The organism is Burkholderia sp. Bp8963 (assembly GCF_003854275.1).
Taxonomy (GTDB): domain Bacteria; phylum Pseudomonadota; class Gammaproteobacteria; order Burkholderiales; family Burkholderiaceae; genus Burkholderia.
Map to the genome: position 1 here is coordinate 1 of NZ_QTQP01000098.1, position 11,856 is coordinate 11,856.

Annotated in this window: 7 protein-coding genes; 6 read left to right on the forward strand and 1 reads right to left on the reverse strand. The window is 56.2% G+C overall.

The window, feature by feature from the left end; all coding sequences use genetic code 11:
• Positions 1-322 precede the first annotated feature (322 nt).
• The 5 genes from DID96_RS36740 (at position 323) to DID96_RS36760 (ending at position 9,302) form a co-directional block, all read left to right on the forward strand.
• A complete protein-coding gene (locus DID96_RS36740; protein ID WP_185732486.1) occupies positions 323-601 on the forward strand; it encodes a hypothetical protein in 279 nt (92 codons plus the stop codon).
• A 20-nt stretch (positions 602-621) separates the two neighbouring features.
• The gene (locus DID96_RS36745) at positions 622-801 is read left to right on the forward strand and encodes a hypothetical protein (protein ID WP_004552967.1); all 180 of its coding nucleotides are present in this window, start codon (positions 622-624) and stop codon (positions 799-801) included.
• Positions 802-1,025: 224 nt separating this feature from the next.
• On the forward strand, positions 1,026-5,135 hold the full coding sequence (locus tag DID96_RS36750) for a hypothetical protein (RefSeq protein ID WP_124604110.1): 4,110 nt from the start codon (positions 1,026-1,028) through the stop codon (positions 5,133-5,135).
• Between the two features lie 150 nt (positions 5,136-5,285).
• The gene (locus tag DID96_RS36755; RefSeq protein ID WP_260464159.1) at positions 5,286-7,361 is read left to right on the forward strand and encodes a hypothetical protein; all 2,076 of its coding nucleotides are present in this window, start codon (positions 5,286-5,288) and stop codon (positions 7,359-7,361) included.
• A gap of 180 nt (positions 7,362-7,541) precedes the next feature.
• A complete protein-coding gene (locus tag DID96_RS36760; RefSeq protein ID WP_124604114.1) occupies positions 7,542-9,302 on the forward strand; it encodes a DUF262 domain-containing protein in 1,761 nt (586 codons plus the stop codon).
• A gap of 377 nt (positions 9,303-9,679) precedes the next feature.
• On the opposite strand, the gene DID96_RS36765 is transcribed toward DID96_RS36760, so the two are convergent.
• Positions 9,680-10,459 carry a hypothetical protein gene (locus DID96_RS36765; protein WP_124604116.1) on the reverse strand — a complete coding sequence of 260 codons (780 nt, stop codon included), beginning with the start codon at positions 10,457-10,459 and terminating at the stop codon, positions 9,680-9,682.
• A gap of 222 nt (positions 10,460-10,681) precedes the next feature.
• Between DID96_RS36765 and DID96_RS36770 the strand changes: the two genes are divergently transcribed.
• Positions 10,682-11,856 (forward strand): TerB N-terminal domain-containing protein (locus DID96_RS36770; RefSeq protein ID WP_185732487.1); only part of this gene is annotated, 1,175 nt, incomplete at its 3' end.

Consider the following 11,856-nt stretch of genomic DNA (forward strand, 5'->3'; position numbering starts at 1 on the left):
AGACCAAACCGGATTCGGCCGACGCCTGATCGTGATCGCTCTCGCTATAATCCACTAACCGCGCAACACCACCTTCCAGACTGATCACGATCGCCGAAACGACTGATCACCATCACCGAAATCCGCATCTTGATGGACCTGCTTCGCCACGGCGATCAGGTTGAAGTGCTCGGGCCGCCCGAGCTACGGAAGAGAATATTCGCGGCTTTGTGCGCCGCAGCGGAAAAATACCGTACCGACGCGAGGTAGTGGCTCAGTCCGTGAGCCACTACCCTGGATACCATGTCTTCCATGCTGGGAGGGTCCCGGCCGGGAGATACCAATGCGAATCAATTTCGCGCACATGCGTGAGCGCGCACAGAACGGCGGTTGGATTGATTTTGCTGTTTTTGATGCCCGATCGAGTTCAGGTTCAGACTCGGACAATGCAATCCTCCTGTCACAGTTGACGGCGCGGGCTCGGGCTCATTCACTAAAAATCGACCAATCTGCGCTGGCCTACTCTTCGGGCAGGCGCGTCATGTTCTATGGCAGCCCTTCGCTGGTCGAATTCCTTTCGAAAAGTGGTGTGCCGCGCTGGACCCACCACCTGGATGTCTAACCCGATTTGGGAGTTGAGCAATGGCAAAAAATCCACCGATTGGCGATAACGCGCGCCGTGGGGCGGTTCGAGACAGGTCACAGGTGTATAACCCGGTGACGGAGAACTGGACGAAGCGCGACCGAGAAACGGGGCGTTTCATGGACCAGAAGAAGGACGGCGAACCGTTCAAAGGCGTACGCAAGGAGCCGCGCAAGTAGGCAGCTTGACGAGTTGAGGCGGGTGCTAGGTAGCGCCCGTGTGCGTACCGGCCGGCGTGTCGAAGCGACGATCAACCGGCGGTATGCTGCCGCGCTCGTGGGAAACGCGTCCGGTCGGCGGCGAGCACTCAATCTGTGGGCGAAGGGCTGGCTAGTGGCCGAAGAAATGAGCGGTCCGGTGGCGTGCTGCCCTCGAGTTCTATTAAGTGAATGGTTGCGGGAAAATGAGCCGACAGCAAAAGCGTAGCGAGACAGACATTCTCAACCGAGGATTTCGGGAGCCATTCCTGTTGGCAGGTGACCGCCCGTTCATCAAGCATTTGAATTGGTTCACCGGCTTCGGTAAGACTTACACCGCTGCGTTTTTCTCGCTCGAACTGTTCCTCAAGTATCAGGTCGTGCCGGTCTTCATCGCACCGATGCAATCCCTTGTGAAGGGGTTCGTCGACGATGTCCGAAAGCAAAGTGCATCGAAGCGGGATACCGACGAGGTAAGTCGACTGTTGAAGGAGCGCGGACGGGACGTTCCGGTATATCTCCTTTATTCTCGCGACTATCATCGCAACGACAGGACGTTTTTTGAGGCCGTCTTGAAGCTGCACGACTGGCTGGTTCAGAATCGTGAAGTGCTGTCAATGGTCGAAGTCGAGGTAGCCCGGGAGCGCTCCGCCGCGTCGACGAGCAACGTTTCTGAGATGCGACGTCGTGCAAACATCTGCCTCACGTCGAGCTTCCACGATGTCGCGCCCGGCGACGACACATATGAAGACGCGAAGGCAGCATATTTTAAGGTGACGTCCGGTGCACTGTCGTCTGCGGACGGCGTTATCAGGCGATTAATTACTCTTTCTGTCGACAGGGCGGCAGACAGTCGCTGGCGTGACGTGCTTGACGTGCCACAGGTCGCTGAGATGGTACGCCGCCTTCAGCCGCTTCAGGCATTTCTGAAAGACCCTGGTGTGATAGCTGGCACAGCCTCGAAGTCCCAGGTGCAGCAGCAACTCTACGCCTTTGATCCCGAGCGGGGATGCAACCGTTGGTTCAGGTTTGAGACGTTGGCCGATTTCCTTGCGGAAATCAATCGGGAGGGCAGCGCACTCGGCAGGTTGATTTCAGGCACCAGCGAGCCTGCCAGGGCGGTCGTCTTCCTGGACGAGGAAGAGGATGCCTACTGGTATCAATTCGACTCGCGCAAATCCGTTGTCAATGCCGCTGGTCGACACGACCTGAACGTTGTCATCACTGAATTTTTCGCTTTTCTCGACTTTCGCTGGCCCATTGCCTTCGAGAAAAGCAGCGATAACTTCGCGCTGGCCAGCAAGGTCTATCAGAATCTGGAGATGTTCGCCGCAGTCGCGCCCGCTGTCTGGCGGGAGTACGCTGTGGAGACCTCCTCGACGAGGGCGCGACACATACCGGATCGACGACGGGTAGAGATTCTTCGCGTCAAACTCAACGAGAGCTTTCCGGGAGGGAAAGCAGACGAATGGAGCGATTCCGAACTCCTCGAAGTCCTTCATCGTTTGCTTGACCGCAACGATGGATATAAGGATTTTGAAAAATTTCGACTGAAGGCCAACATACTTGCCGATTTCCGCACGTACGTTTCCAGCCTCGGCGGTCTGCCCGGTCGCTCACAATATCGCGAATTCAAGCGCGTGCGTGCTCTCGTCGTCGACAAAAAATACTTCACGATGAGCCGTTCATCCTACGGTGAAGTTCTCGACCAGCCTAGTCAGACGTTTTTCAGTGCTGAAGCAAGCGTAATGGATACGGAGTTCCTGAGGCGCGTCGAGCTAAGTGAGGACACGGCTGGCCAGACGATCCGGTTGGAGTATCACCAGGGTGACGTTCCAGAATCTGCATACACGCTCTTCAATTATCTGCAACTGGTTCTCTTCATCGCCGGTCGGCTCAATGTCGAAAGTGGGGAAAAGGAGATAACCTTCTCGCAAGACGAACATGAGCGGTATCCGAACCTTGCGCGGTTCCGTGGGGAGGTGCGCAAGCTCTTCAGCAACAAGAACACCAGAAGTGGCTTTGAGAGCGAGACGTTCGCAGATCAGCTACTCACGGATGACTTTTTCTTCGGCGGGACGAAGAGCGTCGTGACGCTGGAAGAGAGTCGCTGGAAGGCCGAAGAGTACAACCTGCCTGCGGATATCAATCTCACCGCGACCATTACGTCCTTGCTGGACACGCCTGAAACGGATGTTCTGAAAGCGTTGGGGCGCAACAATGGCGTGTACCTGATGAGTGCCACCGGCGGTCTCACCGAAGCATCGTCGGGAGCCTTCAACATGGGAGAGTTGCAGCGAGGGATACTTGCTAGGGGCGGCCAATATGAGCGGATGACTCATGCTGAGACGGATGTCGTGTCAGAACGCGCCAACCTGTATTTGGCAAGGCGGGAGCGCCGCATCCAGATCATCGATGACGACTCTCCTGTCTCAAGCTTTGAACCTTCAGGTGGATTCAAAGGCTTGCAGCAGTTCGTCCACGAGGCTTTTCCCGCGAAGGGGGAGCCTGGGTACGTTCCGCTGAATGCGTACAAGAGGCACGAAATTGACGGGCTCGTCGCATCGCTGGACAAGCTGCTTTCGACCGAATTGCGCTCCGGCCTCGTGCTCACACAGACCGTCCAGCGCATACGACCGATACTGCAGAGACTTGCTGGGAGTAGCGCAACAGGCATCAGACAGCTCGACGACGACGGACATCATTTCGTCATCGACCCTGTCTTGCCGTTCTACCGGAAGTCGGGGAACCGAGAGCCGGTGACTCTCATTCTTTATACGGCGGCGAGATTTCGCCGGCGCGATCCGAAAGAGATCGGCGCAGTCCACGAAACGGATGACGCAGGGCAATTTAGCCAGGAACTAATCAATGCGTTAGATATCACGGAGCACAAGGTGCTTTTGTGGTCTGCGTACGGTTCGGCATCACGTGGTCTGGATTTCGTGACAACCGACAAGGGCTTACGCAAGGACTTTGAACTGTTCTGCCTGCTCAACGATCCCTACTACACGCAACACACGCGCCCAGGCGAGCGGGGCTTCTCGATGGAGATGTTTCAGAGCTATCTTCAGGTCGTGCGAGATACGGAAGAGGGCTGGCCCGCAATGTCGCGGCGCGACGTGCTGTACGACTATTCCCGAAACCGTTGGCGCCGCCTGCGAAAGGAACACTATATTGATATCACGCGGACTGTGTTCCAGGCTTTGGGCCGTGGCGAACGTTGCCCAGAGGCCAAAATGCCGCCCCAGCATATCTATGTGAGCTCGCGCGCCGCACAGATGGTACATCTTGGCACTCGTTGCGCCCCAGAACTCGTATCGCGAGCATCTCCAGCCCAACGGGAGGTGCTTCGGGCCATCAACGCTCGTAACATGGATATGCAGTTGTTCGATGACGACAACGCGCGGCGGCAGCACGTCACGGACAGCCTGAAACGCGCAGTTGCACTCCGCGAATTCACGTCCGATACTCCCGCCCGATTCAGGAGCAGCGATGCGGCCCGCCAACTCTGGACAAGACTGTTTAGTCCGTCCATGTTCTCGGACCCCGTAAGCTACATCGAAACGTTGCGAAAGGCTTGTGTAATACGCGGGTTCGTCGACGGCGCATTCCAGTGCGTCAGGCGGCGAGTCGACCTCTATACCCGCGAGGTTTCGAGGGTGGGGGTCACAGAGTCGATTCTTACCGATTCTTTTGATGGAACGGATGTCTACGACTGGGTCGCAATGCTAGCGCCGCCGAGCCTCATGGAGAAATTTGGAGCGATCGGCAAAGCGCTGGCGAAGGGCCGAAATGGCTTTCTTGCGTCAGTTGCAGACGATGCAGAGCGGCTATTCCCTCAGCCATGGTTCGTCACTGAAATCATGAAAGGGTATCTGGCAGAGCTTGAATTCGAGCGATTTGTAGAGCAACAGTTCGGTGTGACGGTTGCGAACAATGGCGGTGCTGGTCCGATACGCTTCATTGACGTGCGAAACCATCCGCTCGAGGCTGACATATTTCAGGTCTACGACTACTATCTGGAAGTCGCCGATTCGGACGTCATCGTGGCAGTGGATGTAAAGAACTGGGCGCGCATTACGGACCGGCTCAAAAAGGACGAACTGGAAGCCGAGGCCGTGGCGAAACATCAGCGCATCTCCCAGATTTTTAACGGCAAAACAGTTCATGCCGTGTATCTGAACCTGCACGGCGCCCACAAATATCACGTCCAGCGTTCGGCGGAGGGAGGGATCCGGTTCATGTCGTTGTATGTGCATCCTGCTGACGCGTGGATCTACAACGACAATCTGGTCGGTGTCCTGCTTGCGCGATAGTGTACGTACTCGAACATCACAAATATGCCAATAAGAAACCTTGAGGGCTCCGGGGCAGTCGCACGGCTCAGCTCTGTACGGCTCGACGTCAGTATTGCAGAGGCGGCTGTTCAACTGGCACGATGGGAAGCATCCCGCGATAGCCTTATCGTGCCCGTCTCGATCGACCTGCGGCAATTTGCGGAAGCGGCGAAGGCTGCTGGCGGCGGGGAGTTGGCCCCCGACTTTTACAAGGACCGAGCACGATACGTTCGTCAACACATTGCCGGCGAACTTGGGCTGGACGAGCACGCGGCGAGTCGCTTGACCTTCACGATGACGAGGAGCGATGCTTGGTATCTCGGCCCCAGACCGAAACTCAATCGCGAGAGCATGATTGCTGCAGTTCGCGCTCACCCCGAAAAGTTTGTCGAGCTGATGCTCCAACGGGAGTTGCTGGAGGCAGCAGCGTATGACCCAAACCAGACCTTTGTGATAGGCGGATTCGGACCGGGCGTCTATCTGGGCAGCCTGCCGAAAGTGGGCGCACGCAGACTAAATCTCGCAGAAGCGAAGTTTAGGATTCGCTCAAAATATCAGCAGATTGTTTGTGATCTCATCGCGAAGACTTTTACGAGAAAGAAGGCTTCACAGAGCGACACTTCCGCCGAAACACTCGCCGCCGAAGCCGGAAACGGGTTCCTCTTTGGCGTCACGCGCATTGTCCCGTCCCAGTTTTTTGAAGACGATGCCCGGAAATATCCAATGACGGGCGTGAGTCTGGACTCGGGGAAATTCCGTCAAACGCGACTCTACTACCTGAACATCCTGACGGAGTTTGCGCTGGGTCTCTTTGAGCGGGCGTCCGTCCCCGCGAGCGCGGAGACATTTGTCGCTACGCATTGCGTCGACGACGGATATATTCCGCTCGTCCCGCTCGCGGAGTTGAAGCGCCCACTTGTCGTGGTGAACGCAACAGAGCGACTCTTGACCGAAGAGGCCTTAGCTCCACTGAAGCGAATACCCGAATTCTTACCAAAATGGTCTAGTTCCGTCGGCAAACACACGCATTTCACGGCTGACTCCGTTACGGGCGTCGCCGCTGCGCCAGCGCAACTGAGCAAAGAAAAGAACTATTTGTTTCTCAACGGCGAAGTGGAACTTGGGGAAACCAGCATCAGGCTGGCTTCCAAGGCCGATGGCCTGACGCAGGCGAAGGCTGCGACCGCAAGTGTCGCGTATAACAAGCTTGCGGAGGGAGACTCGGTGGCCGACCCTTACACCGAGAAGAAATTTGCTCAACTAATGGAGCAGGAGACTTATGTCGTAGCGATGCAAGGCCTGGACTACGGCCCCGCTTCCCTTGAGAAGCTTTCACCCGGGCGCTCAGGCGACGTGACCCTTCAGGAAGCGTTGAAACGATGTCTGGTTGAGCTGTCGTTAAAGGAATGCCTGCTAGGCGAGAAGCTGGTTCCTGCGCCGTCGATGCCCGCAGAGCTGCGCAGTGGCCATCTCACATTGCTGGCCACACGCCGGATTTTTCAACAGGGTGGACGCAAAGCAAAACAACTTGTTGCCTGCGTGGAGGTCGAGCTGACCGCCGATGGGATTGCCGTGCGCAGCACCAAAAGGTCGCCTTGGTCTCGCGATACAACGGCCGCGCTCGACTTTGTCGATCGCTTCCCGTTCCTGCAGCCTGATGGCAAACAGATGATTGAGGACGGGCAATTTTGGCTAGTCGACCCCACGACAGGTGAACGGTTGACTGCCTGGTGGGGGGAGTTCGTCCCTAGAATCATCTTGAACAATGCCTATCCGTCCGTCGAGTCCGCGCTCGCTGCTCAGGAGCCAGGTTTGCGGCGCAGGCGTGAAGCGGGGGAGACGGCACGCTATTACTCGAAGGGCCGAGACTTCAACATGTTGCCGTACTACATGTCGATGTACAGCCCAGATCACCAGGTGCGCGGCGAGAAAACAGGGACAAAGATCGCCCTTCAGGACTGCGGGGTCTTTGTGCGAACTTTTGTTCCCCCCGCAGGCGGGATCGTCGGAACGGGGGATGCCTTGTCAGGTATGCGTGATTTGATGCTGTACGATGCAGACGGGAAACTGAAGGAGGGCGACTTGCTAGGTCATCGCCTCGTTCGGGTCTACCTTCACACCCTGACAAATGGTGTCCTTGTTGCTGGCGACAACTCGAAAATGAGCATCCTGGAAAAGCTTGTTCGTCTCGCGCTGGAGAACTGACGCTGTCTCAAAAGGGTTGCTATTCACTTTCGTCGCCGGATTCGCAATCTCCCTGTGATTGCGCAGTTCACCTGCGCCAGCTCTTGCCGTCGGCCACCAACGTACGCGCAACCCAGCTAGAATGTCGCGCAAGGAACGATACAATCGGCAAACATTCCAAGCAAAAAGCGCAACGGACCTATGGCGAACGAACAAGAAATCAAAAGTGAGAAAATCCTCGTAAAGGATATTTTCTCGACAATGTGGTTCCGCATTCCGGAATACCAACGCCCCTATATCTGGTCGCGGGACGAGGTCGACGACCTGCTCGACGACCTTACGTTTGCGCAGGTGGAGAAGCCGGACACCGAGTACTTCCTTGGCTCGTTCGTGTTCCAGTCAAAGCCCGCCGGCACCACCGACGACCAGGAGTTTGACGAAAACGACCTGCTCGACGGTCAGCAGCGTATGACAACGCTGCTCATGTTGTTTGCGTGCATCCGAGATCTGGCGACGGAGGAGAATGTCCGAACGAGTTGCCAGAAGTCGATCTTCCAGAAAGGGGACGATATTGACGAAATCCCGGAACGTACGCGCATCGTTTTCTCGATTCGCAAAGAGGTCCAGGATTTCGTCGATGAGTTCGTGAAGGCAGACGGCGGCACGAACCGCGAAGCTGACCTGGAGAGACTTGCGGCGAAATCTGAGGATCCGTCCATTCCGAACATGGCGCGTGCGATCCTTGAGATGCGCCGCTACCTCCAGGGCCCCGAAGCCAATGTACAACTCGGCAACTTCCTTCGGTTCCTCAGGAACCGCGTGTTGCTGATCTATATCTCGACTGAAGATTTGGACGACGCGTTTCGTCTTTTCACGATTCTGAATGCGCGCGGTGTCCCGCTTCGCAACAGCGATATTCTGAAGTCGATGAATCTGGGTGCCCTGCCTGCACAAGACGAGGCTGCCAAGGCTCGATTTGCCAAGTTGTGGGAGGATGCCGAAGGCGAGCTCGGTGACGACTTTGACCGATTCTTGAATCACCTGCGCACAATCCTGCTCAAGGACAAGGCACGGTTGAACTTGCTTCAGGAGTTCGAGGACAAGATCTACTCGCCGAAGGAAAAGGATAAATCGACCGGCCAGAAGAAACCTGCGCTACTGGAGAAAGGAAAGCCGACGTTCCAGTTCATCGAAAGATATCTGAAGTACTACAGCACTTTGCTTGGCGGTGGCAACTACGATGACACAGGCAGCACGTTCGAGTTCGACAACCTGATCAAGGTCATGGTGACGGGGCTGCCGTCGAGCGATTGGATTCCGCCTCTGCTGCGCTATTTTGACCGATTCAAGCATGACCGACTGCTTGATTTCCTCGTTTTGCTTGACAATAAATTCTCGTCAGACTGGATCGCTCAATACACGCCGACCGAACGTATCGAGAACATGAACGAGGTTATCCGGGTTGTTGAGGCAGCATCCACCTCGAGCGATGTTCTTCAGAACAAGTGTTTCAATGTCGACGGGGCGGGCGTGATCCGCGCCGTTGACGGACCGGTTTATGGTCGACGCTTCACCCGGTACCTGCTCATCAAATTGGATTTCCTGTACCACGATCACGCGCATCGGATGGCTTTTGAGTCACTGTCGGTCGAGCACGTGCTTCCGCAAAAGCCTTCGACAGACAGTCAGTGGCGTGCGGACTTCTCGGATGAGCAGCGCAAGGACCTTACCAATAGAATCGGGAATCTGGTGCTGATCACGACGAAGAAGAACACGTCGCAAGGTAACGCAGATTACGACATTAAGCGGACGAAGTACTTCGCCAAGAAAATCAACACGTGCCCCAACTCCCTACGAGTTCTGCAGTGCGCGAAGTGGACACCGCTTGAGTTGCTTGCCAATCAGAAGACCGTGATCGCCAAGATTTGCCAGCACTACGAGATTGTGGCCGATGCAGCATAATTAATGAGCGGGGCACGCCGGAGCTGTGTGAAATCGTGCCCCGTCTGCAATTGTCTAGGCCGTCCACGCGACGGCAGACGCATATGCTTACTCACGCTCAAGTTTTCCGGTCTTCCGGGCGCGAGCGCGGTGCTCTAGACACGTTGCCCCGTAGATTGGAGGGCGGAGTGTCAATACCGGGATCATCGAAGTACGCAGACGCCACATCCACGGCAACGAAGCGCGTCGCTGTGATATTCGGCGGCATTCGTGAGACTGACCATACTGAGCAGACGCCTTCGTCATCCGAGTGGTGGCGCAACCGGGGCGAAGCGTGTGCGTTTGGAGCAATGACACCAAGCCAATGTGCCGACTGTCTTCTTCGGCAACGGACGGCTTCACTGCAGCTCATCCAACTTCTGCCGGACGTGGCGGACGGCCTTGACGCCGTCGAGCTCGAGATACCGGAGATGAGTCGTCTGCCCACTACTATGCAGATAGTCGTGTAGCAAATCGTACATGCGATTGTCATGGTGTTGACTTTTTGGCATTGTCAACAACCACGTCGCACAGAATTCGTCAAGCTGGCGCGTACGAATCTCGTTAAGTAAACCTTCGCGGAACGACTCCAGCCCGAATTTATTCCACGCCATGGCAGCATCCTCCATGTACGCTGGGTCACGCGGCTCAAATTCGTCGACGAAGCATTCCGGGTCGATGCTACACCTAAAGCCCGCTGGCGGTGCATAGGCATCCTCCATTGCAAGGGTGAAATGGCTCGGCCCTACGAATTGAGGCAAAATGCGCATCGAGAGCGCTTGGCGCGCGAGTCTCGCCTCGATTGGTACCACACGGGTATCGTGCTGATAAATCCCCGTACTCGATTCGACCGCGTAGCACCGGTTCCTCTCTGGTTCCGACAGATACGAAATCAGTGTCGGCGTGCTTGCGTGCAGCTTCCCTGCAACGGCTTGCGAGCTCCGAGCGGTCATTCGTGAGCCTTCGAACAATCGCGCTGTAGCGGCGCGCTGCCTCCGCTTGCCTGTTGGAAATTTCGAGACAAAAAGCGTGGTTGAAGGGCACCAGAATTTCGTTGTTGCCAAACAGTTCGGCCTTTGGGTGACGATGCGCAATGCGTCGCTGCAGACATCGCCATCGGTGCGCAGCCCGGCGCGCACGGCAGTCGCAGAGCGACTCGAGTTCTTACTTTGCGATTAGCAATCGTTTGCGTTCGCCATGTTGCAAGTCGCCACGTGGAGTAGTGGTTGCGGCGCCCCCATGCCCGCAATATCCAGCTGTGCGAGAAGTGCGCAGGGCCAACTGTTGGCTTAGTAATATAATGCCCGGAGACGACAAAAAGCAGTCAGCAAGAGCCGCACTAACCATCAATCGAGGGGAAAATGGTGCTTGGCAAAGAGAAGTCCGTGAAGGGGCTTGTCATCGCATTTTGGGTGCTGGTGGCTGGAGCGGTCTTGGTCGAGCTTCGTGACGGCGCGTTGCTATGGCCCGTGCTTCTCCTTTTCGCTTGGGTGGTCTACTGGTTTAGCTCTAACCGTGGTTCGCAAACGAAGCGTGTGGCTGAAATACCCAATACGCATCAACCAGAAGTCGAGCCAGTCATGTCGGCGACACAACCTTTTCCCGACGAAGAGTCAGATTCCCTTGTCAGTGTCACGCTACCGGGTGGGGAGCAATCGTCTGGCTTCCGCATCAAAGGCGGCGGTGGCATTTCCCGTGCGCCAGTTCGCTGGATAGTGCCGGGCGAGAGCCTGGAGATTGGGAACATCACGATTACGGGCGGCTTCTTCTACGAGGGGACGACGGGACGCGGAAGTCCAGAATCGATTGACGGCTGTGTCGTCGATCCACGCGCAGAAGTGTCGCGACACTGGGGAGGCGCAACCTCGGCTCCGCCTTCCTTTCGCCTCAGCTACCAGAATCTTACCGCCGAGCAACGTCGCATTTACCTTGAGTGGCTCAGTTCAGCGCGCGAAAAATCGGACATCAATGAAAACTACTATCGCCTTTACCTCTATGGCTTTGAGCGACGCATTCTGATTGACGCAGCGGTTGGCAAGGTCTCAAAAGAAGAGCTTCGTGAGCTTGTTCGGGAACTCAGGAGAATCGTCTCTTTCAGTGATGAATACTCTTGGCAACTCCACGTTCGCGGATTGTGCGACTACGCGGGGTTGCTGGATAGCTTGCCGGGGCGCGTTTATGAGCAGCAGGCACCTGAGATTTCGGGGGCCACTTATCAGGTGCCGTTGAACGTTCGAGTGGCTTTTGGGCAGGCAGCGGTCGATAAGAAGCCGGTGCCGGCTCCATGGGCACTGGCATGGGCTGAGTCCGACTCGATGATTAGTCGTCGGACGCCAGTGTTGCGCTGTCCAGACGAGTTTCGGAAGGCGTTTCGTCGAAAGTACGCGAAGCGCTTTGGCGACGGGATGATGCGGATTCAACCCGTCGATGCAACACACTTGAGGCTGCATAGCAGCAAGGAGTGTTGCCATGAAACAGAGACGGCGGATCTACTATACAGATACCCAGAAGGCGTTAATGTGGGAGCGTTGGCGCA